Source organism: Staphylococcus borealis (assembly GCF_001224225.1).
GTDB lineage: Bacteria > Bacillota > Bacilli > Staphylococcales > Staphylococcaceae > Staphylococcus > Staphylococcus borealis.
The window spans coordinates 312840-337475 of record NZ_CUEE01000002.1; the positions used below are offsets into that span (position 1 = coordinate 312840).

Annotated in this window: 29 protein-coding genes and 7 pseudogenes; 29 read left to right on the top strand and 7 right to left on the bottom strand. The window is 31.0% G+C overall.

Annotated elements, in window-relative coordinates:
• Position 1 precedes the first annotated feature (1 nt).
• The 17 genes and pseudogenes from AK212_RS12925 (at position 2) to AK212_RS04180 (ending at position 6513) form a co-directional block, all read left to right on the top strand.
• Positions 2-197, top strand: a pseudogene (locus AK212_RS12925) (hypothetical protein).
• Between the two features lie 445 nt (positions 198-642).
• Positions 643-849, top strand: a complete 207-nt coding sequence (locus AK212_RS04130; RefSeq protein WP_053029365.1) for a hypothetical protein — start codon at positions 643-645, stop codon at positions 847-849.
• Positions 850-1091: 242 nt separating this feature from the next.
• A pseudogene (locus tag AK212_RS13615) lies at positions 1092-1933 on the top strand (minor capsid protein); the annotation flags it as partial.
• 464 nt (positions 1934-2397) lie between these two features.
• Positions 2398-2648: pseudogene (locus AK212_RS04145) on the top strand (hypothetical protein).
• Positions 2649-2723: 75 nt separating this feature from the next.
• A pseudogene (locus AK212_RS13990) lies at positions 2724-2820 on the top strand (hypothetical protein); the annotation flags it as partial.
• Positions 2811-3029 (top strand): hypothetical protein, encoded by a 219-nt coding sequence (locus AK212_RS04150; protein WP_053029368.1) that lies wholly within the window; start codon positions 2811-2813, stop codon positions 3027-3029. The pseudogene AK212_RS13990 and the gene AK212_RS04150, both read left to right, overlap by 10 nt.
• A gap of 118 nt (positions 3030-3147) precedes the next feature.
• The gene (locus tag AK212_RS13790; protein WP_231119773.1) at positions 3148-3372 is read left to right on the top strand and encodes a DUF4355 domain-containing protein; all 225 of its coding nucleotides are present in this window, start codon (positions 3148-3150) and stop codon (positions 3370-3372) included.
• Positions 3360-3638, top strand: a pseudogene (locus AK212_RS12930) (minor capsid protein); the annotation flags it as partial. The gene AK212_RS13790 and the pseudogene AK212_RS12930, both read left to right, overlap by 13 nt.
• A 141-nt stretch (positions 3639-3779) precedes the next feature.
• The gene (locus tag AK212_RS13620) at positions 3780-4073 is read left to right on the top strand and encodes a hypothetical protein (RefSeq protein ID WP_174841312.1); all 294 of its coding nucleotides are present in this window, start codon (positions 3780-3782) and stop codon (positions 4071-4073) included.
• A complete protein-coding gene (locus tag AK212_RS04165; protein WP_053029369.1) occupies positions 4061-4309 on the top strand; it encodes a hypothetical protein in 249 nt (82 codons plus the stop codon). The genes AK212_RS13620 and AK212_RS04165 overlap by 13 nt, the downstream gene beginning before the upstream one ends.
• A gap of 69 nt (positions 4310-4378) precedes the next feature.
• Positions 4379-4511 (top strand): annotated as a pseudogene (locus tag AK212_RS13995) (hypothetical protein); the annotation flags it as partial.
• Positions 4463-4996: a hypothetical protein gene (locus AK212_RS04170; protein ID WP_080365520.1), complete on the top strand. Its 534-nt coding sequence runs from the start codon at positions 4463-4465 to the stop codon at positions 4994-4996. The pseudogene AK212_RS13995 and the gene AK212_RS04170, both read left to right, overlap by 49 nt.
• A gap of 8 nt (positions 4997-5004) precedes the next feature.
• Positions 5005-5118, top strand: coding sequence for a hypothetical protein (locus AK212_RS13795; protein ID WP_411841225.1), 114 nt, complete (start codon positions 5005-5007; stop codon positions 5116-5118).
• A gap of 69 nt (positions 5119-5187) precedes the next feature.
• Positions 5188-5320, top strand: a pseudogene (locus AK212_RS14000) (hypothetical protein); the annotation flags it as partial.
• Positions 5272-5445: a hypothetical protein gene (locus AK212_RS13625; protein WP_174841311.1), complete on the top strand. Its 174-nt coding sequence runs from the start codon at positions 5272-5274 to the stop codon at positions 5443-5445. The pseudogene AK212_RS14000 and the gene AK212_RS13625, both read left to right, overlap by 49 nt.
• Positions 5446-5575: 130 nt before the next feature.
• Complete coding sequence (locus tag AK212_RS04175) at positions 5576-5863, top strand: hypothetical protein (RefSeq protein WP_053029370.1); 288 nt, start codon at positions 5576-5578, stop codon at positions 5861-5863.
• A 371-nt stretch (positions 5864-6234) separates the two neighbouring features.
• Positions 6235-6513 (top strand): hypothetical protein, encoded by a 279-nt coding sequence (locus tag AK212_RS04180; RefSeq protein WP_053029371.1) that lies wholly within the window; start codon positions 6235-6237, stop codon positions 6511-6513.
• A 302-nt stretch (positions 6514-6815) separates the two neighbouring features.
• Here the strand turns inward: AK212_RS04180 and AK212_RS04185 are convergent, their stop codons facing one another.
• Positions 6816-7841 carry a threonine aldolase family protein gene (locus tag AK212_RS04185; RefSeq protein ID WP_053029372.1) on the bottom strand — a complete coding sequence of 342 codons (1026 nt, stop codon included), beginning with the start codon at positions 7839-7841 and terminating at the stop codon, positions 6816-6818.
• 209 nt (positions 7842-8050) lie between these two features.
• Here AK212_RS04185 and AK212_RS04190 point away from each other — a divergent pair, with 209 nt between their 5' ends.
• From AK212_RS04190 to AK212_RS04215, 6 genes are all read left to right on the top strand, one after another.
• Positions 8051-8245, top strand: coding sequence for a hypothetical protein (locus AK212_RS04190; protein ID WP_053029373.1), 195 nt, complete (start codon positions 8051-8053; stop codon positions 8243-8245).
• A 55-nt stretch (positions 8246-8300) separates the two neighbouring features.
• The gene (gene cls / locus AK212_RS04195; RefSeq protein WP_053029374.1) at positions 8301-9782 is read left to right on the top strand and encodes a cardiolipin synthase; all 1482 of its coding nucleotides are present in this window, start codon (positions 8301-8303) and stop codon (positions 9780-9782) included.
• Positions 9783-10053: 271 nt separating this feature from the next.
• Positions 10054-10920, top strand: a complete 867-nt coding sequence (locus AK212_RS04200; RefSeq protein ID WP_053029375.1) for an ABC transporter ATP-binding protein — start codon at positions 10054-10056, stop codon at positions 10918-10920.
• Between the two features lie 3 nt (positions 10921-10923).
• Positions 10924-11661, top strand: a complete 738-nt coding sequence (locus AK212_RS04205; protein WP_053029376.1) for an ABC transporter permease — start codon at positions 10924-10926, stop codon at positions 11659-11661.
• On the top strand, positions 11662-12759 hold the full coding sequence (locus AK212_RS04210; RefSeq protein WP_053029377.1) for a sensor histidine kinase: 1098 nt from the start codon (positions 11662-11664) through the stop codon (positions 12757-12759).
• Positions 12756-13358, top strand: a complete 603-nt coding sequence (locus AK212_RS04215) for a response regulator transcription factor (RefSeq protein WP_053029378.1) — start codon at positions 12756-12758, stop codon at positions 13356-13358. The genes AK212_RS04210 and AK212_RS04215 overlap by 4 nt, the downstream gene beginning before the upstream one ends.
• A 160-nt stretch (positions 13359-13518) precedes the next feature.
• Here the strand turns inward: AK212_RS04215 and AK212_RS04220 are convergent, their stop codons facing one another.
• Both AK212_RS04220 and AK212_RS04225 read right to left on the bottom strand, forming a co-directional pair.
• On the bottom strand, positions 13519-13698 hold the full coding sequence (locus AK212_RS04220) for a hypothetical protein (protein WP_053029379.1): 180 nt from the start codon (positions 13696-13698) through the stop codon (positions 13519-13521).
• A 350-nt stretch (positions 13699-14048) separates the two neighbouring features.
• Positions 14049-14240 carry a hypothetical protein gene (locus tag AK212_RS04225; protein ID WP_053029380.1) on the bottom strand — a complete coding sequence of 64 codons (192 nt, stop codon included), beginning with the start codon at positions 14238-14240 and terminating at the stop codon, positions 14049-14051.
• Between the two features lie 167 nt (positions 14241-14407).
• Here AK212_RS04225 and nucI point away from each other — a divergent pair, with 167 nt between their 5' ends.
• A complete protein-coding gene (nucI, locus tag AK212_RS04230) occupies positions 14408-14947 on the top strand; it encodes a thermonuclease NucI (protein WP_053029381.1) in 540 nt (179 codons plus the stop codon).
• A gap of 63 nt (positions 14948-15010) precedes the next feature.
• On the opposite strand, the gene AK212_RS04235 is transcribed toward nucI, so the two are convergent.
• The gene (locus AK212_RS04235) at positions 15011-15868 is read right to left on the bottom strand and encodes a hypothetical protein (protein WP_053029382.1); all 858 of its coding nucleotides are present in this window, start codon (positions 15866-15868) and stop codon (positions 15011-15013) included.
• A 288-nt stretch (positions 15869-16156) separates the two neighbouring features.
• On the opposite strand from AK212_RS04235, the gene AK212_RS04240 reads away from it, so the two are divergent.
• Positions 16157-16738, top strand: a complete 582-nt coding sequence (locus AK212_RS04240) for a hypothetical protein (protein ID WP_053029383.1) — start codon at positions 16157-16159, stop codon at positions 16736-16738.
• Positions 16739-16802: 64 nt separating this feature from the next.
• Here AK212_RS04240 and AK212_RS04245 read toward each other — a convergent pair whose 3' ends face one another.
• Positions 16803-18185 (bottom strand): aspartate kinase, encoded by a 1383-nt coding sequence (locus AK212_RS04245; protein WP_053029384.1) that lies wholly within the window; start codon positions 18183-18185, stop codon positions 16803-16805.
• Positions 18186-18383: 198 nt separating this feature from the next.
• Between AK212_RS04245 and AK212_RS04250 the strand changes: the two genes are divergently transcribed.
• From AK212_RS04250 to AK212_RS04265, 4 genes are read left to right on the top strand one after another with little or no spacing between them, the layout of a single operon-like run.
• Positions 18384-19661 carry a homoserine dehydrogenase gene (locus AK212_RS04250; RefSeq protein ID WP_053029385.1) on the top strand — a complete coding sequence of 426 codons (1278 nt, stop codon included), beginning with the start codon at positions 18384-18386 and terminating at the stop codon, positions 19659-19661.
• Positions 19662-19666: 5 nt separating this feature from the next.
• Complete coding sequence (gene thrC, locus AK212_RS04255; protein ID WP_053029386.1) at positions 19667-20728, top strand: threonine synthase; 1062 nt, start codon at positions 19667-19669, stop codon at positions 20726-20728.
• A gap of 1 nt (position 20729) precedes the next feature.
• On the top strand, positions 20730-21647 hold the full coding sequence (gene thrB / locus AK212_RS04260; protein WP_053029387.1) for a homoserine kinase: 918 nt from the start codon (positions 20730-20732) through the stop codon (positions 21645-21647).
• Between the two features lie 53 nt (positions 21648-21700).
• Positions 21701-22504, top strand: coding sequence for a Cof-type HAD-IIB family hydrolase (locus tag AK212_RS04265; protein WP_053029388.1), 804 nt, complete (start codon positions 21701-21703; stop codon positions 22502-22504).
• Between the two features lie 91 nt (positions 22505-22595).
• Here the strand turns inward: AK212_RS04265 and AK212_RS04270 are convergent, their stop codons facing one another.
• Together AK212_RS04270 and AK212_RS04275 are read right to left on the bottom strand one after the other, a co-directional pair.
• Entirely contained in the window at positions 22596-22910 is a 315-nt protein-coding gene (locus AK212_RS04270) for a hypothetical protein (protein ID WP_053029389.1), read from the bottom strand.
• Between the two features lie 148 nt (positions 22911-23058).
• A complete protein-coding gene (locus AK212_RS04275; RefSeq protein ID WP_053029390.1) occupies positions 23059-24510 on the bottom strand; it encodes an amino acid permease in 1452 nt (483 codons plus the stop codon).
• Positions 24511-24636 lie beyond the last annotated feature (126 nt).

The window sequence follows — 24636 nt, forward strand, 5'->3', positions numbered from 1 at the left end:
AATGTTAATTAAAGATGCTTATCGTAAAAATGTTATTGTCACACTAAAAAAATAATGAAAAGTTTAAAGGCTTTGTGTTTGATTATGAAAATCCATTAGAAAGTGATACTGGAAACTATTGCTTGGATTTAGAAACAGAAAAGGGTTTTTATTCATTTGATGATACAGAAATTAAAGAAATAAGAATAATATCTTAACAGCATCCTTTCTACCTATATAAATAGAAAGTGGTGCTATTTTTATACACTTTTTTAATATTCCACTGAAGGTTATTTTTTTATGCCTAAATTTCAAAAAAGAGATAAAAACTATTGTTTATCACGTTTAATCGTGAAAAATGAAATATACCAATTGAGAGGAGGAAAGAAAGTGTTAGAAAATATTAAGACAATAACAGAAATCGCCTTTTATATAATGTCTACCTTAACCATAATTAAGACATTAACAAAAGACGATGAGTAGAGACAAAGCCCGAAAGGACTTGTCTAATTAAATTCTAACACTTAAATGATATGAAAACAATTTACATTATTTTAATTGTACTGATTTGGTTAAACTTGTTTTTAGGCAATGATATAAGTCAAGGTATTATCTCATTATTAACAACATTAGTATTAATCAATTTATTAAAGAGGGACAAGAATGGACGGAATAACTAATATTATTAAATGTTTAAGAGAGCTATTAAATAAAAATACAGTTTATAAAATATCAAAAGGAAGTGGTCTGCCTTATCAAACCGTTCAAGATTTGAAGAATGGTAAAACATCAATTGAAGATGCTAGATTTAGAACGATTATAAAGCTATATAATTATAAAAAAGAATTAGAACAAAGTGAAGAAATATAAAATAAGGATCTATCTCTTGATACATAAGGGATAGATCCTAGTTAGTTGCCTATTTTGTAAGTTTTAGTATATTGGGCAACTAAATGGGCAACTAAATGGGCAACTAAATTTAGCTAACTATAAAACGTATAGCTGGGTAAACATTGATGCTATAAGGTTTTATTAGTAATACTTTTGATTTTTTGTTTTTACCATTCCAATCAATTTCATAGGTATATTACTAAACATTAATTTGTTATACCCAAGCTACTTCAGAAATAGAACGCATAATTATGCTAATGTATGCAGAAATAATGAGGGAACTACTCGCCTTTTATGCAAAATATGCAACGAATACTGGATTAACCATTCAAGAAGTCATGAAAAAAGCAGATGACTTTGATGTATATGCGTTTCGAAACAAAGCTAAAAAATATGTGAAGCGTAGAGATTTTAGCAATGAAGCAAACAAAGCACTTAAACTTTATAACTTGACTATGAAAGTATCTAGAGAAAAATTATTAAAGCAACAATTAGATTTGATAGTCAAAGATTCTACTTTGGATATTCAAGATAAGCTAGAAAATAAGTTAGTTGAGGCAGTGGATAGAGAAGTTGAAAGACAAGCACATATACTTGGGGAACATGTGAAAATTGATGACACTGAAGTAAAAGCGGTTGTTAACAGTAACTTTAAAGGTGTGAAATGGTCTACAAGATTATGGCAAGATATGGCTGTAGTTCAAAAAGAAGTGGAAAGAACAACAAACAATGTATTACTTAGAGGGAGACATCCTAATGAGTATGTGTCTGAATTTAAAAAGCAAACAAATTCCACTACTTATAATGCTAGTAGATTACTAGTTACTGAATTAGCACGTGTTCAGGCTGAATCACAGAAGTTAACTTATCTAAAAGAATTAGGTGAAGATGGCGAATATAAATATGTAGCCAAAATAGACAACATCTAAAATATGTCACTCTTTAAATGGCAAAGTATTTAAAGTTAAAGATATGATACCTGGAGTAAATGCTCCACCTATGGATCCTTGGTGTAGGAGTACTACAGTACCACATGTGGGAAACTGGCGAGATAAATTCTATAAAGAAAATACATATACGTATCAGGTAGAACAAATAGAAAGAATACCAAAACCTTCAGGAGCGTTAAATGATACTAATGATCCTTATCAAAAAAAGAGAAATAAGCATGCTAATGCATATTATCAGTCAATACGTCGAAGAAATAAGAAAATAGAAATTGATATTATTTCTAGAAATACCAAATTAAATAAAATATAGTGAAAAGAGCATATGAGCATCTTTTTAAAACATATATAGTTTAGAAAGTGGTATTAATAGATTTCATCTAGATTATTATATTGCTGTAAGTTGGCAACGTTTGAGAGAAGGTAAAAATATTGAAGAGCAAGACTTGGTTCTATTACGTCATGAATCCCTTGAACATTATTTAATGAATAAGTATGATTAAAAGTATATTGACGCTCATAAAATTGTGGAAAGAAAATATTATTACTCAAGATATATTGAATAAGTAAGGTGAAACAGGTGCTTATATTAAGAAAATTATATGAAGATGAACAAATTATTAGATATGAATATGTACCACAAGATGACATCAAAAACGGTAAAGGCGAGATAGTTGTTAATAAATTAAGTTCAGAAGTAAAAGAATATAAATTGTCTAAATTAGAAATTAAAAAAATATTTTAACTTATAGAAATAAATCGTTTCTTGCAATCTTAAATTTTATTGAGGAAGATAAATTTCCTATTAAATATTTATATGCGTGGTATTAAAAATAGCATCCTTTCTACCTATATAAATAGAAAGTGGTGCTATTTTTATACACTTTTTTAACCTTCCACTGAAGGTTAGTTTTTTGTCCAAAACGTGCTGATGACGTTATAAAAGCAAGTATGGAATGAAAAGTCGACAGACTATAAACGGAGGTATATCTCATGGAAAACAACCAAAGTAATATTACTGAAGAAGCAAAAAGCAATGAGAATTTAGAAACACCTAATGAACAAGCACAACAAAATGAGAAAAAATTTTCCCAAGAAGAAGTATCTCAAATGATTAAAGACTGTCTAGCTAGAGAAAGAAGAAAATCTGATGCAGTCTGGGACATAAATAATATAATAATGCTATCTAGCAAATTCGCAGTAGCTGACTGAACTGAGAAGGCGCTTAAATCAAGCTTTTCTCAGTTCTAGTCATCATTGCGGGGGTGAGACGACGAATTTAAAAGAATTCTGTCCCACTCCCATTCAAGAAGCTGAAAAACTGGCCAAGATGAATAAAGACCAAAAAAGCCAATATGAGATAGAAAAACTTTTGAAAGAGAATGAAGCATTAAAAGCTGAAAAGGCATTATCTCAAATAAGGAATGAAACGCGTTCAATGCTTAGTGAATCAGGTGTAGAAAACTTTGATGATCAAATCATTAATGTATTAGTGAACTCTGATGCTGAAACAACAAAGAAAAATATGGAATCATTTACTAACTTACTGAATTAGCACGTGTTCAGGCTGAATCACAGAAGCTAACTTATCTAAAAGAATTGGGCGAAGATGGCGAATATAAATAAGTGACCAAAATAGACAAAAAAACATCTAAAATATGTCACTCTTTAAATGGTAAAGTAATTAAAGTTAAAGATATGATACCTAGAGTTAATGCTCCACCTATGCATCCTTGGTGTAGGAGTACTACAGTACCCCATGTGGGAAACTGGCGGGATAAATTCTTTACTGAGCTTAAAGATAAATATCAGATTAAAGATTATCTTAGCAAGTCAGGTGCACATACTAACATAAATGATGAATACGATGTAAAAAGAAGCAGGCAAGCTAAAACATAATATAATTCTGTAAAAAATCGAGATAGACAGGTTGAAATTAAAACTATTGCTAAAAATACGAATATGAAAGAAAAAGCTATTAAAAGAGTTTATGAACATCTATTTGAGAATAAGTATTTACTAGACGATGGAATTAAACAATTTGATCCTGATTTTTATATGGCTCAAAGTTGGCAAAGATTGAGAGTAGGAAAAAATATTGAAGCTATGGATATAATAATGCTAAAGCACGAAGCACTTGAACACTTTTTAATGAATAAGTATAATTTAAGTTATAAAGAAGTACATATATTATATGAAAAAAATATAATTATAGTTCATTTGTTAAATAGAGGTGAGATTAATTGCTCATTTTAAAATTTCAAGAAAAAAATAGTCATTCTGTAATATATAAATATTATCCAAATGATGATGAGAACATTAAACCAGGTGTTATTCAGATGGATATCAACAGTCTTCAGATTATCAATGCTAGAAAATCTGAGATAGAAGATAAAGAAAAAGATAACTATTTTATACATGCTATCGATAGAATAGAATTAAATACCAGTAAAAAAATTTTTCCAAAGTCTGAACTTGTAGCTTGGGGATAGAGCACCTATTAAATATAAAGCTTAAGGTGCTATTTTTATACACTTTTTTAACCTTCAACGGAAGGTTATTTTTTATGTCCAAAACGTGCTGATGACGTTATAAAAGCAAGTATGGAATGAAAAGTCGACAGACTATAAACGGAGGTATATCTCATGGAAAACAACCAAAGTAATATTACTAATCAAGCAATTGATAAAGTAAGGTATATTGATATTCCTACACATACAAAAGAAGATAATAAATTTATACAAGAACAACATAAAGCACTTCTAAAAGATGCCAAAGAAAACAATGAAGTTGCATATTTGCTAAAAGATGGCAAAGTTATAAAAGTATATGGAAATCAAAACAGTGTTTCATTTGAACCAGGAAGTAAGGCGAATAATTTATTATTAAACAGTAAAGAAAATTCTATAACCATGCTACACAACCATCCTGGACAATCTAGCTTTTCTGCATATGATATATATACATTTTTTAAGCATCAATCAATAAAAACGATTACAATTGTCACTAATAGAGGGCAAATTAAATTTATAACTAAAACAGATAATATTAATGATATAGAGGTTAGAAAGTTATGTGCTAAATATTTTTCTAATCTTAATGTATATACTGAAAATCACATTGAAAATTTACTGAAGCAAATTTATAATATGAATATGATTAAATTTAAAGTGAGATGATTTTAATAATGTTACCTTCAAAGTTAGATGGAAAAGTAACTGCAAAAGAATTAAGTGAATCTTTTAAGGAATTAGCAAAAGAATTAGAAGCTAAAACTAAAAATCAAAAATCTAAAGAGTAGCATCCTTTCTACATAAATAGAAAGTGATGCTATTTTTATACACTTTTTTAACCTTCTACTGAAGGTTATTTTTTATGTTCAAAACGTGCTGATGACTTTATAAAAGCAAGTATGGAATGAAAAGTCGACAGACTATAAACGGAGGTATATCTCATGGAAAACAACCAAAGTAATATTACTGAAGAAACAAAAAGCAATGTGAATTTAGTAACACCTAATGAACAAGCCCGACAATATGAGAAAACAATTTCCCAAGAAGAAGTATCTCAAATGATTAAAGACCGTATAGCTAGAGAAAGAAGAAATCTGATGCAGTCTGGGACATAAATAATATAATAATGCTATTAAGCAAATTTGCAGTAGCTGACTGAACTGAGAAGGCGCTTAAATCAAGCTTTTCTCAGTTCTAGTCATCATTGCGGAGGTGGGCGGGGCCCCAACACAAAAAATCACGAAAGTGATTTTACAAGCTAAGCAAGTTGGGGTCGGGGCCCCAGCAAAGAGAATTTCATTAAGAAATTCTACAAGCAAAGCAAGCTGGGAGTTTACGTCGAATTTAAAAGAATTCTGTCCCACTCCCATTCAAGAAGTTGAAAAGGCATTATCTCAAATGAGAAATGAAACACGTTCAATGCTTAGTGAATCAGGTGAAGAAAACTTTGATGATCAAATCATAGACATTGTAGGAAACCCTAATTTAATTGCTGAACTAAAATGCACTTCAATATCTTTCGATAAAACTTAAATTTACACTTGTGTGTTATATTATAAAATTAATATAATATAATTAAATAAAAAAAGTTGGTCTAAAAATCTGAGAACTATCGACTCAAGTAAGACGTATGAAATAGTTAATAATTTATAAGGAGATGAATTTTATGAGTAGAGATATGAGAAGAAAGTTAACTTTTTATATTAATGTAGTTACTTTATTGTTAGCTATGGTTAATTTTTTTAAGAAATAAAAGGAGTGTTTAAAAACATGAAATTCAACAGGGAGCAAATATCTCTATATTTAACTATAGGTATATTTATATTAGTATTACTGACTTTAATAACCAGCTTTATAAATTAACTTAAAACAATGAGTAATTTAAAATAGATGGAGTGAACAGTATGAGTAATATAACAATCCATATTGACGAAGATTTTATGCATAAATTGATTGAAGAGAACCTAGATAATATATTGCAAAATTATAAGAGACAATATGCTTCAGTAGGAATTAAAGATTTAGTAACTTTAACTGGATTAAGTAAATCAACGCTTCAAAATAAAATAGTCTGTGAACCTGAAATTGTCGAAGTAACTCGCCGGGTTGGATCTAGAGTAATTTATCTTTATCCACAAGTGCTTGAAGCTTATCAAAAAGTTATTAATAGAATAGGCGTATGATAAAGGGCAGTACTCTAAACTATTGGTGACTAATATAATAAAACAAAGTATAATATTGTATTATACTACTTAAAATTCAATGTTAACGTGGTAGTGAATGAGATTAACATGATTGCTTAAACTTTTATAAGGAGAATAAAAAAAGTGGAATTTAATATTAAAGTCACTATAGAAAAACGAGAACCATCTAAAAAAGAAAAAATTATAGCACTCTTTGGATTAATTGTAATTATAGCCGGTATTTATTATAAGCTACATTAAAAAACAGGATTTCCTTTTCAGGAAGTCCTGTTTCTCTATTATCAAATTAACTCTAATAACTTATCTACATTTTCTTCGGTAGTAGCCCAGCTCGTAGCAAATCTAACAACACGATGATTATCGTCATATTTCTCCCAAATCGCGAACTTCACTTTTTGTTTCAATTCTTTAATCTTTTCTTCACTAAGTACAAAAAATTGTTGATTGGTAGGTGAATCGAAGTAAAGTTGATAGCCTTTTTCAAGGAATCCTTTTTTCATTTTATTAGCCATATTGATGGCATGGCGGCTAATATCTAAGTATAAATTATTAGTGAATAATTCTAGAAATTGTACGCCTACTAAGCGACCTTTAGCAAGTAATGCACCATGTTGTTTGATTCGAGTGGTAAAGTGTTTTGGCTCATTATTTTTAGTAAATACGATGGCTTCACCACATAGCGCACCTATTTTAGTACCACCTATATAAAAGATATCGCAGTATTTAGCAATATCTTCAAATTTTAAATCACTTTGATCACTCATTAAACCATAGCCTAAACGCGCACCATCCATAAATAAAGGTACATTATGTTCTTTACACACGTCAGCAAGATTTTTCAATTCCTCTTTAGTATATAAAGTACCGTATTCTGTAGGGTGTGAAATGTAGACCATTCCAGGAAAGACCATGTGTTCGCGTTTGAAATCATTGTAAAATGTATCTAAATATTCATTCACTTCTTTTGGTCTGATTTTACCTTCATGCGATGGTATCGCTAACACTTTATGACCACTAAATTCAATCGCACCTCCCTCGTGTACGGCGACATGACCTGTATCCGCTGAAATTACACCTTCATATGGCTCTAATACTGAATTAATCACAACTTGATTGGTTTGCGTACCGCCAACTAAGAATCGTACAGTCGCTTCTGGACACTTAATGGCTGATTTAATTTTTTTTGCTGCTTGCTTTGAAAATTGATCATCACCATAACCAGAGGCCTGGATTAAATTGGTATCAAGTAATCGTTGTAACACGTTTTCATGTGCACCCTCAAGGTAGTCATTTTCAAAAGAAATCATATAATACCCCACAATCTAAATAGTTTAATTATTCTGAAAATTTAATAGAATGACTTTAGTATACAATAATTTAGCACTTATGTGAATTTAATATTTTAAATATAAAATTGTAAGCGTTTCAATTAAAAAGGTGAAGTGTAAATTTATTTGCGATTTAAATGTAAAAAGACTATGATTTAAACAAATAAGTTGAAATGGAGTGTTATAAAATGAGCAAAATCAAATTTAAAAAAATTCAAGAAAAAACTTTGGATGAGCTAGAAAAAGAGATTAATGTATTTCTTGAAAGTGATGAAGGTAGCCAATATGAAGTTTTGAATATTTCGATTGATAAAGTAGAAGAACGTAAATTCCCCAATAATGAAGAAGTACTTAACGCAATTATAATATTAAATGCCAAGTAATATATTGATTGAATAGATAAATCCAAATTATGGAATTAAATAGGAGTATTATATTATGAAATTTATGTTCGGCCCAGATTTGGGGACGTTTTTTACGATTATATTAGCACTAGGGTTTGTGATAAATCTAATATTAGCGTTTATTATCATTTTTTTAGAAAGAAATAGACGTAGTGCATCATCAACATGGGCATGGCTCTTTGTATTATTTGTCTTACCATTAATCGGGTTTATACTCTATTTATTTTTTGGAAGAACAGTTTCAAAAAGGAAAATGGAGAAAAATAATGGTAAAGAATTGGATACATTTAAAGGTGTAGTAGATGAACAAGTTAAACAATTCGATGCATATCGTTATCAAACTCATAATCAGCAAGTAACAAAACATAGGGATCTTATTAGAATGTTATTAAACAAGCAAGATGCATTTCTAACAGAAGATAATCATATTGATTTATTTACGGATGGCCACAAGCTTTACGACAAAGTGATTGAAGATATTTATAATGCGAAAGACTACATTCATTTAGAATATTATACATTTGAACTTGATGGCTTAGGTCATCGTATAATAGATGCATTAGAAACAAAACTTAAAGAAGGTTTGGAAGTTAAAATATTATATGATGATGTGGGTTCTAAGAAAGTAAGGATGTCAAAATTTCATCATTTCCAATCACTAGGTGGCGAAGTTGAAGCCTTTTTTGCTTCTAAGTTTCCACTTATCAATTTTAGAATGAATAACCGGAATCATAGAAAGATTATAATTATTGATGGACAAGTAGGATACATCGGAGGATTTAATATTGGTGATGATTATTTAGGACTTGGTAAGTTAGGGTACTGGAGAGATACGCATATTCGTGTTGAAGGTAATGCCATCGATGCATTACAAATACGTTTCATTTTAGATTGGAATTCACAAGCGCATCGACCACAATTTGAATATGATGAGAAATATTTCCCTGCAAAGAATCAGCATAAAGGTAAATCAGCTATACAAATTGCTTCAAGTGGACCTGCTTTTGAGTTACATCAAATAGAGTACGGCTATACTAAAATGATTATGAGCGCCAAAAAATCTATTTATATGCAAAGTCCTTACTTTATTCCAGATCAATCCTATATCAATGCACTGAAAATGGCAGCGAATGCTGGCGTAGATGTACATTTAATGATTCCATGTAAACCAGATCATCCATTCGTATATTGGGCGACGTTTTCAAATGCTGCTGAACTATTAAATAGTGGTGTGAAAATTTATACGTATCAAAATGGTTTTATCCACTCTAAAGTTATGATAATTGATGATGAAATATGCAGTGTTGGTTCCGCTAACATGGACTATCGTAGTTTCGCATTAAATTTTGAAGTGAATGCATTTATCTATGATGAAAATATCGCCAAACAAATTAGAAATGCTTATGAAGAAGATATTAAAAAATCTAAATTATTAACATTAGACGCATATAATAAACGTTCACTTTCAATTAAAATAAAAGAAGATATAGCAAAATTAGTATCACCAATTTTATAGTATTCAGAATAAGAACATACACAAACTAATCTAATAAGATTACTTGTCGGTCATTGCCGGTTAAATGGAGAAGACATTTTGTTTCTCTATTAAATCTAATGGATTAAGCTATTTATGAGATTAAGCGACACTGAGTTGCTTAATCTTTTTTGCTATTTTGTCATCATTTTACTATGACAAATGTCATAGTAAAGTCATGACATTATGAACTAATTTCAGCTTCGATAAAAGAATAAGATAGATGTATAAATGATAAGGATGTGAGTTCGTAATGATAAATATCAACCAATTGAATAAATCGTTTGGCCTGAAGACTATATTAGATAACATTACTTTAAATATCGAAGAAGGAAAATGTACAGCTTTAATCGGGAAGAATGGCGCAGGCAAGTCAACATTAATAGATATACTAATTGGTCATAAACATGCGAATAGTGGATCAATTGAGGATACATCAAACCTAATTTCGTCGAAGAATATGGGGATATTATTTCAAACTACACATTTGCCTAAGCTCATTAAAGTGAAAGAGTTATATCATTTATATGCACAATTATATCCAAATCCTATGACATTTGAAACGTTTCAAAGATTAACGCATTTTTCGGATGTCCAAATGAATCAATATGCTAATAAATTATCAGGAGGGCAAAGAAGAATATTAGATTTTGTACTCATTTTAATAGGAAAGCCTCAATTCTTAATATTAGATGAACCCACCACTTCAATGGATATTGAAACGAGGGAACATTTTTGGAATTTGATTAGTCATCTCAAACAAGATGGAATGACCATATTGTATACGTCTCATTATATTGAAGAAGTCGAAAGGATGGCTGACAAAGTTGTGTATTTAGAGCACGGTAAGGTTAAACTTAATGATACACCGCATAATATCTTGTTTAGTCAAAATAATTCTATTATTGAAGTCATGAAATATACAGAAGACCAATATCATCAACTTTCAGAAATATACCATATAGATATTATGAATAATAATTTAAAAATACATTCAGAAAATGTTGAGTCAGTCATTATGAACTTAATTAAAATCCAAATAGATTTAAACCAAATTACAATTTATAAGAAATCTTTACTGGAACATATGTTTTCAAATGAAGAAAGTGTGGTGCAATAGCTTATGTTAAAGACAATGACTTTACTCAATTTTGAATATAAATTATTGTTGCGACGTAAATTTTCGTCATTTATGGCATTTGTTTTTCCGCTTGTGTTCTACTTACTATTTACATCTTTAATTGATATGCCAGAAGATGCAAAAAAAGTTTTTTATAAAGAATATATGTATAGTATGACCGTATTTAGTTTAATGGGCTTCTGTTTAATGCAATTTCCATTAGAAATTATAGATGAAAGGAACAATGGATGGTATAAAAAAATAATATCTACACCCATCACTGTACTAAATTATTATTTAGCTAAAATACTTAAAACAATGACTTTATTTTTTATTTCAATTGTACTTTTATATAGTGTGGCCCATTTCTATAAAGGTGTATCACTTAAACCAAGTGAATGGCTCTTATCTGGTGTAACACTATGGTTAGGTGCTAGCATGTTTCTAACTTTAGGTTTAATTATTACGCAATTTAATGAAACACAGAAAGCGAGTAGTATAGCAAATTTACTTAATATTGTTTTAGCGATTATTGGCGGTTTATGGTTCCCAGTAAGTACTTTTCCAGATTGGATGCAAACCATTACTAAGTTAACACCAACGTATCATTTACGTCATTTGGCACTTGAACTAGGTAAAGGTCATGGCTTTAATCTTCAATCGTTCCTTATTTTAGGTATTTATAGCATTATTTTTTTAGGTATTGCATTATTAATTAATAAGAAGAAAGAGGTGGATTAAATGAAACGTAGTTTAGGCGCTAAAATGGGAGAAATTTCATCTTTAATTTACTTAATATTTCCTTATTATGGTTTATATTTAACGTGGAGACATGAAAGCTTTTTCATTAATCTTTGTATAGTCATCATTTTTACGATTGCATATGCAGGGTTAATTCTATTTCATGAAACATTGAGCCACCGAATGAACTTAATTTTGTTCATTATTCACTTTTTAGCGATTATCTATTTTGTATATGCATACAATCCGTCATTGAGCTTATTTTTCTTCTTCAGTGCTTTTGCAATACCATTTTTATTTAAAAAAGGGATTAAATCAATCGAATTTGTTTTATTAATAAGTTCAATGATTGCTTGTATCATCATCACAACTTTACATTCTAATCATTTATATGTTGTGAGTATTATTATATATTATGTTGTCATTTTAGCGATATTGTTTGGTAATTTTAAAATTGTGAAAGAAAGACAATATCGTCAACAAATTGAGGAAAAGAATAAATATATTAATATTTTAATTGCTGAGAAAGAACGCAACAGAATCGGTCAAGATTTGCATGATACATTAGGTCATGTATTTGCAAGTTTAAGTGTGAAATCAGAGTTAGCAGCGAAACTGATTGATAAAGATCCTCAAGCCGCTAAGAAAGAAATTTTAAATATAAATGAAATGTCGAAAGAAACATTGGAGAAAGTAAGGCACATTATCGAAAATTTAAAAGTACAAAGTTTTGAAGAGGAAATTCAATCAATAGCGCAAATATTACAGGATGCGAATATTCACTTTCATTTTGAAAATAAAAGAGGCGCGAGTTCTCTTAATCCAACTAAACAAACCATATTGTCTATGATACTTAGAGAAGCAGTTAACAATGTGATTAAGCATGCACAAGCCACTGAAATTAACGGGAAAATAGAAAGTAATGACATAGGTATTCAATTCACCATCAGTGATAATGGTATAGGTTTGAAACAACCTAATAAAGTGAATTTAAAAAGTATTAATGATAGGGTAGCGTTATTAAACGGTACTATTCATATCACTTCTAAACAGGGTACGACCATCGATATAAAGATTCCGAGAGAAGGTATACAATGATTTCAATCGTGATTGCAGAAGATCAAAACATGTTACGTAAAGCAATGATACAATTAATTGAATTTCATGATGATTTAAAAGTAATCAATGATTTTGATAATGGTGTTGATGCATTGGAATGCATTACGCATAATCAGCCCGACATCGCTATTCTCGATATTGAAATACCAGGGATGACAGGCTTAGAGGTATTGTCGCAATTAAGAGAACACAAAGTTAAAACAAAGGTAATTATTGTTACGACTTTCAAAAGGCCTGGTTATTTCGAAAGAGCAGTTGCGAACGATGTCGACGCATATGTCTTAAAAGAACGCTCAGTCGACGATTTAGTTACCACCATTCACAAAGTTTTAAATGGCGAAAAAGAATATAGTACATCTTTAATGACATCTTTATTTAAAGAGGCCAATCCTCTAACGCATAAAGAGCAAGTAGTACTACGTGAGATTGGAGAAGGGTTAAGTAATAAAGAAATTGCAGATAAGCTTTATCTTTCAAATGGGACAGTAAGAAATTATATGTCTAACATTATTGATAAGCTCGAAGCGGAGAATCGTTTTGATGCTTGGAAAAAAGCGAACGATAAAGGTTGGATATAGTATTGGATTAATTTCATCAAATAGACTGCATAAAAGTGCAGAACATAAAACTTTGTTTAGGTTACTATACTTCAGTAACCGAAAACAGATGATTTTATGTTCTGCATTTTGTTTACAAATAATCGCGTACGTTGAAGTTGAGCGCGACATTTTAAATATATTACTTATTCTTTTCTTGCTCTTCTAAATTGTCGACATGAGTAGCTAATAAACGTAACACTTGCGCTACTTTATCTGGAGGGGTGTCTTTTGACAAGGTATGTTCGAATACATTGCCATTTTGTGTTTGAACTTTATATATTAGACCGTGATGATCTATAATGACGTCTATAATTTCCATAATGACACCTCGCTAATTGATTTGATGATGAGGCTTTTGTAGCTACTTAAAAATCCATCCAATTTTATAATTAATTTTATACAATTAAGGTATTTCTTATACATACCACTAATTTTAAAAATTAACCTTAAATATAAAAAAATGTGGGAGTTAGACAGAATTTAATTTGAATTCATAGTCTCGCTCCCAATTAGCTTTAACTCTAAAATGTTTCATGTAATTCTTTGTTGTGCCATGCTCGAAATGATAACTAAAGTTGAGAAAAACGAATATAATAGCTTTCTCAATTTAATTAGCCATTTCAAATATGATACGTCGCCTTAAAAATAATAGTGTTGTCATTGTTGTTATTATTTGTTTTTTCTTTTACGTACGATCGATTGAATAATATAAGCAATAAATCCTACTAACACGCCTAATAATATTGCTACTACGACAGATACAATAATAGGTAATTTATAGACGATTTGAAGAATCACACCGACAATAATAGCTATAATAACAGCTATAACTGTCACTAAATTTTCATTTTTCTCAGACATCTATGTCACTCCTAACGCATTTATTATAGCATGGTATGACTCAACAATTCACTTATTGCGTGTAAGGTTGAGTCTAACTTTGTTCAATAAAATTAAGAAGCCATTGACGATTAATTTTAATTTCTATATGATATTTATTATCGAAATTAAAAGTGTAGGTGACAACTGTGAATTCGAAAAAATCCCTTAGCATCATAGTATTAGCAGTTTTAGTAATAGGCGTTTTAGCTTTTCAATTTATTAATCATACAGGTCCATTTAAAAATAGTGGCACGCAATCTTCATCAACTTCTACTAATATAAAAGATAAAGAAAAAGTACATGTAGAACGTGTGGTAGATGGTGATACCTTTGTGGCAACTAATGAAGACGGCAAAGAAATTAAAGTTAGGCTTATAGGTGTAGATACACCAGAAACAGTAAAACCTAACACACCAGTTCAACCTTATGGTAAAGAAGCGTCAAATTATAGTAAACAACATCTAAACGGAAAAGATGTATACTTAGAATATGATAAAGAAAAAGAGGATCGTTATGGACGAACACTGGCGTATGTGTGGTTGAATGACAACACGATGTACAACGAAGAATTAGTAAAAAAAGGATTAGCACGTGAAAAGTACTTCTCACCAAATGGCAAATATCGTCATATATTCGAACAAGGCGAACAACAAGCTAAAAAAGATAAAGTGAATTTATGGAGTTAAAAATTTAAGCGATTGACACGTGTATCTGTAAAAAGATGGAATGTCAATCGCTTGTTTAATGCATTAATTATTAAAGCTATTTACAATTTTAGTCACTTGTTCTTCAGAAAGCGGATGCTTAGATAAATCAATTGCATTTTTGATTACCGCTTCAAGAGATGACTTAGTCGAAACAGTATCCACATATTGAGCTCTTTCATCTGAACCTTCAATGATATTGACACTACCATCACTAAAGTAAACGACACCGATACTTTGTACTTTATGGTTAAAGTGATTTTCAATACCGTCTTTTAGAATTTTAGAATTAATCGCTGCCTGTTCATATGGATCATGATCATAAAATTCATAAATGACACGGTTACTTTGGATTTTTTCGATGAAAGTATAAATCTCACTTCGTGGTGAATCGAACTGACTATGATATTGTTTGCTAACATAATGACCAACAATTTGATTGACATCAGTTGTGTCGATTTGCATATCATCGTCAACTGGTGCATCAAAGTGATAAAATGTCTTTTGTTTCCAGTTTTTGACATCAATATTGATTAAACCAACATCTGAAACGACGATATAATCAAACGTTCTAGCATATTCAAAGAAAGGATGCTTAGTAGCTAAATTACTTGTCGTTATAATATCATAGAATTTTAACTTTCCTTCGTCTTTATACTTATCAAGAATGCCAGTTAAAACGTGCTTTGCGTTTCGTTTAGCATGTGAACTTACGTCATTATTAGAACTAAGCATTTGATTTTTGAGTTCTAAATTTTCATTACGAAGCGACGCATTCTTTGTTACCATCTGATTTCTCGCGTAAACTTCTGTATCAACTCTATCTTGCATATAGCGTTGATTTAAGATGAACGCTAAAATAAGAATAACGATGATAACAACCAAGATAATTGTTAATGTCATAATTCATCACCTATGTTCGAATTTTTCATTTTATATCACTCATTTATTGTAATCTTAAAGATGTGAGTGATATGAAATAACATATAAATTATATCTATTATATTTGCGTAGTTCAACAAAATATCAATTAAGTTAAATTGTTAAATTAATAAAAATAATCTAATTATTAGTCATATCAATCATTTTTTTAACATCAATTTTAACGATACTTCACAATTCGTAAATTGAAAACTCAAATCAGTATATGTATAATTAGTGTATGAAAGCGTTTCCTTTGGAGGTAGTAATATGGAACATCAACAACATGTAGAAGAGCTAGTTAAAATATTAAAAAATAAATGTCGTACTTCATTCAAATTTCACGGGGAAGTCGCAATGCAGTTATTTTTAAGTGACAATTTTATTCTACCTTCTAGAGTCGACATTTGTGTAGAGCGCAAGCAACTCGTCGAAGTACTAAAAGTAATTCCTTCCACATATCAATTAAATTATTATGATAAAAATAATGAGTTAATGGATCGTGATCAACTAAGTGTGCCAGAAATTGCGCACATTGATATTACGTTTAACCAGCAATTGCTAATAAATATCTTCATTTATGATGTGGTGAATGAAGAATGGATATTTAGACTTGATAATAATATTCGTATTCCTATGAATAGCATATACTTTCATTCATTGACGTGGGGCGTAGATTATATTAAGCCAGAAATTGTATTAATGTATGATTTATTAGATAACCAAAACTATCATCAATTACCTAACTACAAAATGGTTTTAGACTCTTTAAGCTATTATCAATTTGTAATTTTGAAAGTAGTTGTCGGTGAGCAACGTATAAAAGAAGCTTTAGCCAATAATCATTCATAAAAAACATCTAATATTTAAGTAAAATGTAAATGAACATGATTACTTAAATACTAGATGTTTTTAATTATGCTCGCTTATTTAAGTTTTTTAAACAAACGCCGTGATAACAATATTCATATGTAGACAAAACAGCTTTATCTGCATCTTCAATTGAAATACCAAACATCATTGAAATTTCTGATGACCCTTGGTTAATCATTTTTAAATTGATATTGGATTCTGCTAAGGCATGCGTGATCGTGTTCGCTGTGCCAATCGCTTTATTCATACCTTCGCCAACAATCATTAATATGGCTAGATCATGCTCGATACTTAATTCATCGACATCACAACGTTTACGAATCGCATTGAGTACATCTTTCTCTTTACCTTTTAATTGATGTGTACGGAGAATGATACTGATGCTGTCAATCCCTGAAGGCATATGGTCGAATGAAATATTATAGTCTTCTAATATTTCAAGTACCTTACGAGTGAAGCCAACTTGTCTGTTCATTAAATATTTTTTAATGTTAATTACAGTAAATCCTTTATCACAACTAATACCAATAATGACATTTTTATCACTTACATCTCTATCATGACGAATAAATGTTCCTTTATCTTGAGGACGATTGGTATTTTTAATAACCACTGGAATTCTATGTTTATAAAGTGGTTGCAAGGCTTCATCATGGAAGACGCTAAATCCTGCATAAGACAATTCACGCATTTCACGATAGGTAATCTCTTCAATAAGATCGGGGTTTTGAATAATATTTGGATTCGCTTTGAAAATACCTGATACATCAGTGAAGTTCTCGTATAGAGATGCTCTAATTCCTCTAGCAATAATTGCACCCGTAATGTCAGAACCACCTCTAGGGAAGGTAACAACGTAGTTATTCTTTGATACACCAAAGAATCCAGGGATAATAATTTTACCTTCAATATCTCTTAATTTACTTATCTGTTCATATGCTTCTTCTAAAATTTGTGCTTGCTGTGGTAAATCTGTTACTAGAATACCTGCATCTTTAGGTGAAAGATAAGTTGTTTTAAAACCTTGTGAATCATTATATGACGCAATTAATTGTGCATTAAAATTTTCGCCACAAGATAGAAGTGCATCATACAATCTTAAAGGTTCTTCTTTTAAAGTTGAAATAATCTCTTCTAATGTCTCGTCAATCACAGTTAATAACGACGTATCCATATCCAATTCTTGTAAGATATCAGCATATCGTTGAATAATTTCTTTCTTTTTATCCTGATAATTAAGGTTATTTAGCACTTTTTCGTATAAACGAACAAGAAGGTCTGTCGTTTTAACATCATCTTTGTGTCGCTTTCCTGGTGCAGATACAATGATAATTTTACGTTCTGGGTCACTATTTACGATATCTAGGACTTTTTTAATTTGTGTTGCATTTGAAACTGAACTACCGCCGAATTTTGCCACTTTCATATACCTAATCAACCTTTCTAAAAAATCAGAAAATTCTATTTATTTTTCTGATATCACGTGATAATATATAGCTAAGTATTTACATTTTATGCTAAAAAGTCCTATCAATTTAATATGGTTTAATAGTATACTAAAATAAAGTATATTTCAACAAGACAATTGTATTTCTCAATTATACAAATGGGGGAAGATAAAAATATGAAAGAATTAAATATTGCTTTACTTGGTCTAGGAACAGTTGGATCAGGCGTAGTTAAAATAATTGAAGAAAATCGACAACAAATCATTGATACGTTAAACAAAGATATTGTTATTAAACATATTTTAGTACGTGATAAAACTAAGAAAAGACCTATTAATATTAGCCGATATCATTTAACTGAAGATGTTAATGAAATTTTAAATGATGATTCCATTGATATTGTCATTGAAGTTATGGGTGGTATCGAACCGACTGTAGATTGGTTGAGAGATGCGTTAAAGAGCGGGAAACATGTCATCACTGCAAATAAAGATTTATTAGCAGTACATTTAAAATTATTAGAAGATTTAGCTGAAGAGAAAGGACTTGCGTTGAAGTTTGAAGCGAGTGTTGCTGGCGGTATTCCTATTGTAAATGCAATTAATAATGGATTGAATGCGAATAATATTTCTAAGTTTATGGGAATACTTAATGGTACTTCTAACTTCATTCTTTCTAAAATGACGCGCGAACAAACAACGTTTGAAGAAGCGCTAGATGAAGCACAACGATTAGGATTTGCTGAAGCAGACCCAACTGATGATGTAGAAGGTATTGACGCAGCGCGCAAAGTTGTTATTACGTCTTATTTATCATTTAACCAAGTTATTAAATTAAATGATGTTAAGGTTCGAGGTATCAGCCAAACAACGCTATCTGATATCAATGTAGCTGATAAATTAGGCTATAAAATCAAACTAATTGGTAAGGGAACTTATCAAAATAGTAAAGTGAACGCATCAGTTGAACCAACATTAATACATAAATCCCACCAACTAGCTACAGTTGAAGATGAATATAATGCTATTTATGTCGTAGGAGATGCAGTAGGTGACACAATGTTCTATGGGAAAGGCGCAGGTAGCCTAGCTACTGGTAGTGCCGTTGTAAGTGACTTATTAAACGTTGCATTATTCTTTGAATCAAATACACATACATTACCGCCACACTTTGAACTGAAAACGGATGCAACACGAGAACTGATGGATACGGAAGATGTAGTATCCATTCAAGAGAAGTTAAATTATTATGTCGTTCTAAAAAGTGACTTATCAAAAGAAAAATTTGAATCATTATTGAAAGAAACGTTACCATTCCACAAATCACTACAGGTTGAACAGCGCGATGATCAATCTTATGGTGTAGTTATAGTTGGTCTAGATCAATCACCGGAAGACGTTTTAAGTAAAGCTGATTTTAATATCGAGAAAATTTATCCAGTTGAAGGGGTTTAATGTTTATGAAAAGATGGCAAGGTTTAGTAGATGAGTTTAAAGCATATTTACCAGTTAATAGCGACACACCAAAGTTAACTTTAAATGAAGGTCATACACCATTGATTCATTGTGAGAATTTATCGGACATGTTAGATATTGATTTATATGTAAAATATGAAGGTGCAAATCCAACAGGTTCTTTCAAAGATAGAGGAATGGTTATGGCTGTTACTAAAGCGAAAGAACAAGGGAAGAAAGTCGTCATTTGTGCATCTACTGGTAACACTTCAGCTTCCGCAGCTGCGTATGCAGCAAGAGCTGGACTAAAAGCAATTGTGGTTATTCCAGAAGGAAAGATTGCACTTGGTAAATTGTCACAAGCTGTAATGTACGGTGCTGAAATCGTTTCAATTGAAGGAAACTTTGATGAAGCGTTGGAAATAGTAAAGGAAATTGCCGAAAATGACGAAGAGATTGAACTAGTTAATTCTGTAAATCCTTATCGTATTGAAGGACAAAAAACAGGTGCATTTGAAATTGTTGAGCAATTAGAACAAGCGCCTGACATACTTGCAATTCCAGTTGGTAATGCTGGTAACATTACTGCTTACTGGAAAGGGTTTAAAGAATATCATGAGAAAAAAGGTAGTCAATTACCGCGATTATTTGGTTTCCAAGCAGAAGGTGCTTCACCAATAGTACAAAATAAAGTGATTAAAAACCCTGAAACAATTGCTACAGCTATTCGAATTGGTAATCCAGCTAGTTGGACTAAAGCTACTAAAGCGTTAGATGAGTCTAAAGGATTAATTGATAGTGTTACAGATGAAGAGATATTAGAAGCTTATCAATTAATGACATCTAAAGAAGGTGTGTTTAGTGAGCCAGCTAGTAATGCTTCAATTGCTGGATTAATTAAATTACATCGTGCAGGTCAACTACCTAAAGGTAAGAAAGTAGTGGCAATTTTAACTGGTAATGGATTAAAAGATCCTGACACTGCTATTTCAATTTTAGATAATCCAATTCAACCGCTTCCTAACGATAAATCAAGTATTATCGATTACATAAAAGGGGCTTTGTAAAATGAGCGAACAATTGCACTTAAAGATACCAGCGTCTACGGCTAATCTAGGCGTTGGTTTCGATTCAATAGGTATGGCTATAGATAAATATTTGCATCTCTATGTGAAACGAATTGAAGGGGATAATTGGGAATTTACGTATCTGAATTCTGAATTAGCGTCACTTCCTAATAGTAAGGAGAATTATGTTTATAAAGTAGCGCAACAGGTTGCATCAAAATATAATGTTCAATTGCCTAGCTTAAGTATTTCAATGAGAAGTGATATTCCTTTAGCACGAGGTTTAGGATCATCAGCATCAGCGTTAGTAGGTGCATTATATATTGCTAACTATTTTGGCAATATACAACTATCTAAATACGAACTACTTCAATTAGCAACAGAAATTGAGGGTCACCCCGATAATGTAGCACCTACAATATATGGTGGTTTGTTAGCAGGTTATTATAATCCCGAAACTAACGAAACGAACGTAGCACATATTGATGTACCAAACGTTGATATCATTTTAACTATACCTCCTTATGAATTAAAGACTGAGGATTCTCGTAATGTATTACCTGATCAATTTTCTCACAAGCGTGCGGTTCAAAGTAGTGCAATTAGTAACACGATGCTATGTGCATTAATTCAACATAATTATGAACTTGCTGGAAAAATGATGTCACAGGATGGCTTTCATGAGCCATTTCGTCAGCATTTAATACCTGAATTTAAAGAGGTTAAAGCATTAGCTCAACAATACGATGCCTATGCGACAGTGATAAGTGGTGCAGGGCCTACAATATTGACATTGAGTCGTAAAGAGAAGAGTGGGCAATTAGTTAGAGCGTTGAGACAACAAGTTGCGTCATGTCATTCTGAACTAGCTACTATTAATGAAATAGGTGTTGTAGAAGAAATTGTGTATCCTTCATAAATTTTATTGTAAAATATAAAAGAGTAAAATGTCGAAAGGAGTACACTTCAGATATGAGTAATTATAAAATGGTTGTCATGGATATGGACGATACATTAATTAATAGTGAAAATAAAGTAAGTCAAGAAACAAAAGATTATTTAATAGATATTCAGAACCAAGGATATAAAGTAGTGCTAGCTTCAGGAAGACCTACTGAAGGTATGTTGCCCATTGCTAAAGAACTTCAATTAGATGTACATGATAGTTACATCATTAGTTACAATGGTGGCAAAACAATCAAAGTGTCTACAGAAGAAGTAGAAGTGAGTCAAAGTGTATCGAAGAAAAATTTTGACCTTATTGCAGATTTTTGTCGTAAACACCATTTCTTAATATTGACTTATCAAGACGGATACATCATTCATGATGGTGATCACGAATATAGAGATATTGAATCTGAACTTACGGGATTACCTATGAAGCGCGTCGAAGATATTAAAGCATATATCAAAGAAGATGTACCTAAAGCAATGGGTGTTGATTATGCTTCGAATATCTCTAAAGTACGTGACGACCTGCATGGACGTTTTAATTCGGAAATAGACGTGACTACAAGTAAACCATTCTTTTTAGAATTTATGGCTAAAGATGTTTCTAAAGGTAATGCGATAAAAGCTTTATGTGAGAAAATGAATATATCATTATCTGACGTGATTTGTTTTGGAGATAGTTTGAATGATCAATCTATGTTTGAAGTCGTTGGTTGTGCGATTGCAATGGGAAATGCCAATGAAGAACTTAAAGCGATTGCGGATAAAATAACGTTAGATAACGATTCTAACGGCATACCAAAGGCATTGAAAGAACTTTTATAGTACAAAATAAGGCATGAGAAATGAGTGTGGTGTATGTTCATCATTAAAACTATGACGAACAAGCCATGCTTATTCTCATGCCGTTTTATATTTATTTAGCAGTATGTGTCCATTCATGTTTACCTTTATAGCGCTTAACATAAGCATAAACTTGGTCCGCAGCATAATCTAAATTGGTATAGACTGTAATAGTAAACGCAGACTGATTTTCACCAAATGGCTCTGTACTAAATACATCCTTTAAATGCGTGAACAAATTCTCCATTTGGTCATGTTCAAGACTAGGGTACTCTCTTAAAGTACGTTTTAGCAATTGACCATTTTTTTCTTCGAGAGATTGTACAACGATAACGAAACGTTCTTCACTTTTAATGACATCATCAAATAAGTTTGTTTGACCAACCATTTTGCTATTCACCTCTAAGTCATCATCTTTACTATTATTATACTAGATAACTGATTTTTCGAAAATAATCAATATATTGTAACTATAAAAAATGCGAGAAACAAAAAGCGGTTAATCCACTTTTAGTTTCTCGCACTCAATGATTTAATTAATCGTTATGATAATGATGTGGTGTAATATCCATATCATTTAATTTTACAAATTTTGTTTTTCTGATTATTTTATGAGCTAAGAAAATAAGCCCTAAGATAATGATTGGCAGAATATTAACGAAGAATTTGCCTATATTACCATCAAATAAATCTCCAATAGAATTACCAAAATATAAGAAAATTAAAGTTGCAAATACTAAAATTGGTCCTAGTGGATATAAAGGTGATTTGTAAGGTAATAGTTCATTAATATCTTGACCTTGGCGTTTAATTGCCCTACGTAATCTAACTTGAGCCCACGAACTAGCTGCCCATACAATAATTACCAATGAACCTATAATATTCAATAAGCTAAACACAGCATTTGAATAGAAATTAGCAATAATGATAATTGCGACAATTAAAATGTATGTTGTTACCAATGCACGTAATGGTAGTTTAGATTTATCATTCAATTTACTTAAGAATTTAGGTGCTTGTTTCTCATCACTTAAAGAGAATAACATTCTGCTTGTAGTGTAGACACCTGAATTTGTCGCTGATAATAATGATGTCAAAATAACAGCATTGATAACTGAAGCGGCAAATGCAACACCAATTCTATCAAATACAATTGTAAAAGGACTTTGTGAAACGGATTCATTCTCATTTAATAATAATGGATCTGTATATGGAATAATAGCCGCAATGACACCTATAGATAAAACGTAGAATAATAGAATTCTCCAGAATACTTGTTTAACAGCTTTAGGCATTGTCTTTTGTGGATTGTCAGATTCACCAGCAGTTACTGCAACAACTTCAGTACCACCAACTGAGAAGCCGGCTACTAATAGTACGCCTAAGAAACCAGATAGACCGCCTACGAATGGGGCATCACCTTTTGTATAATTTTCAAAACCATACGTGTGACCACCTAAAATACCGAAAATCATCAAGAAGCCAACAATGATAAATATAATAATAGTTACAACTTTTATGAGTGATAACCAAAATTCAGTTTCTCCAAAGGCTTTAACCGTAAAAATATTTAATAAAAATACAACAGTTATAAAAATTAAGCTCCAAGTAAGTGGACTAAAGAATTTGAATACATCCCAATAATAAAGCACATTTGAAGCTACCATTACATCTACGCTAGATACTAATGACCACATAATGTAATATAACCATCCCATAGTGAAGCCAAGAGAAGGGTCTACAAATCGCGTTGCGTAAGAACTGAATGATCCTGAAACAGGGTAAAAAGTTGCTAGTTCACCGATTGATGACATTAAAAAGTAAAGCATTACTCCGATTAATAAATAAGCTAAAATAGCGCCCCCAGGACCCGCTTGAGCAACAACACTACCTGTTGCTACAAAAAGCCCTGTACCAATTGCGCCACCTATAGCAATCATAGATATGTGTCTTGAGTTAAGACCACGTTTCATATTGTTATCTTCCATATGATGACTCCTAATTCTAAAATTTAAAATATACAAACCATTTTAATCCTTTTGAAGACAGTATTCAATAACTTTTGAACAATTTAGCTTAAAAATTTTAAATTTTCTGACTTTTTACAGATTATT

Excerpts from the sequence above, each read along its gene's own strand:
- AK212_RS04185 (WP_053029372.1), bottom strand. The coding sequence starts at position 7,841 with ATGATTTCTTTTGAAAATGACTACCTTGAGGGTGCACATGAAAACGTG.
- AK212_RS04210 (WP_053029377.1), top strand. The coding sequence starts at position 11,662 with ATGAAACGTAGTTTAGGCGCTAAAATGGGAGAAATTTCATCTTTAATT.
- thrB (WP_053029387.1), top strand. The coding sequence starts at position 20,730 with ATGAGCGAACAATTGCACTTAAAGATACCAGCGTCTACGGCTAATCTA.
- AK212_RS04235 (WP_053029382.1), bottom strand. The coding sequence starts at position 15,868 with ATGACATTAACAATTATCTTGGTTGTTATCATCGTTATTCTTATTTTA.
- AK212_RS04245 (WP_053029384.1), bottom strand. The coding sequence starts at position 18,185 with ATGAAAGTGGCAAAATTCGGCGGTAGTTCAGTTTCAAATGCAACACAA.
- AK212_RS04205 (WP_053029376.1), top strand. The coding sequence starts at position 10,924 with ATGTTAAAGACAATGACTTTACTCAATTTTGAATATAAATTATTGTTG.
- AK212_RS04250 (WP_053029385.1), top strand. The coding sequence starts at position 18,384 with ATGAAAGAATTAAATATTGCTTTACTTGGTCTAGGAACAGTTGGATCA.
- AK212_RS04180 (WP_053029371.1), top strand. The coding sequence starts at position 6,235 with ATGAGTAATATAACAATCCATATTGACGAAGATTTTATGCATAAATTG.
- AK212_RS04215 (WP_053029378.1), top strand. The coding sequence starts at position 12,756 with ATGATTTCAATCGTGATTGCAGAAGATCAAAACATGTTACGTAAAGCA.
- AK212_RS04200 (WP_053029375.1), top strand. The coding sequence starts at position 10,054 with ATGATAAATATCAACCAATTGAATAAATCGTTTGGCCTGAAGACTATA.
- AK212_RS04190 (WP_053029373.1), top strand. The coding sequence starts at position 8,051 with ATGAGCAAAATCAAATTTAAAAAAATTCAAGAAAAAACTTTGGATGAG.
- thrC (WP_053029386.1), top strand. The coding sequence starts at position 19,667 with ATGAAAAGATGGCAAGGTTTAGTAGATGAGTTTAAAGCATATTTACCA.
- AK212_RS04240 (WP_053029383.1), top strand. The coding sequence starts at position 16,157 with ATGGAACATCAACAACATGTAGAAGAGCTAGTTAAAATATTAAAAAAT.
- AK212_RS13620 (WP_174841312.1), top strand. The coding sequence starts at position 3,780 with ATGAAAGAAAAAGCTATTAAAAGAGTTTATGAACATCTATTTGAGAAT.
- AK212_RS04275 (WP_053029390.1), bottom strand. The coding sequence starts at position 24,510 with ATGGAAGATAACAATATGAAACGTGGTCTTAACTCAAGACACATATCT.
- AK212_RS04265 (WP_053029388.1), top strand. The coding sequence starts at position 21,701 with ATGAGTAATTATAAAATGGTTGTCATGGATATGGACGATACATTAATT.
- AK212_RS04170 (WP_080365520.1), top strand. The coding sequence starts at position 4,463 with ATGGAAAACAACCAAAGTAATATTACTAATCAAGCAATTGATAAAGTA.
- AK212_RS04220 (WP_053029379.1), bottom strand. The coding sequence starts at position 13,698 with ATGGAAATTATAGACGTCATTATAGATCATCACGGTCTAATATATAAA.
- cls (WP_053029374.1), top strand. The coding sequence starts at position 8,301 with ATGAAATTTATGTTCGGCCCAGATTTGGGGACGTTTTTTACGATTATA.
- AK212_RS04150 (WP_053029368.1), top strand. The coding sequence starts at position 2,811 with ATGGAAAACAACCAAAGTAATATTACTGAAGAAGCAAAAAGCAATGAG.
- AK212_RS13790 (WP_231119773.1), top strand. The coding sequence starts at position 3,148 with ATGAATAAAGACCAAAAAAGCCAATATGAGATAGAAAAACTTTTGAAA.
- AK212_RS04130 (WP_053029365.1), top strand. The coding sequence starts at position 643 with ATGGACGGAATAACTAATATTATTAAATGTTTAAGAGAGCTATTAAAT.
- AK212_RS04270 (WP_053029389.1), bottom strand. The coding sequence starts at position 22,910 with ATGGTTGGTCAAACAAACTTATTTGATGATGTCATTAAAAGTGAAGAA.
- AK212_RS13625 (WP_174841311.1), top strand. The coding sequence starts at position 5,272 with ATGGAAAACAACCAAAGTAATATTACTGAAGAAACAAAAAGCAATGTG.
- AK212_RS13795 (WP_411841225.1), top strand. The coding sequence starts at position 5,005 with ATGTTACCTTCAAAGTTAGATGGAAAAGTAACTGCAAAAGAATTAAGT.
- AK212_RS04225 (WP_053029380.1), bottom strand. The coding sequence starts at position 14,240 with ATGTCTGAGAAAAATGAAAATTTAGTGACAGTTATAGCTGTTATTATA.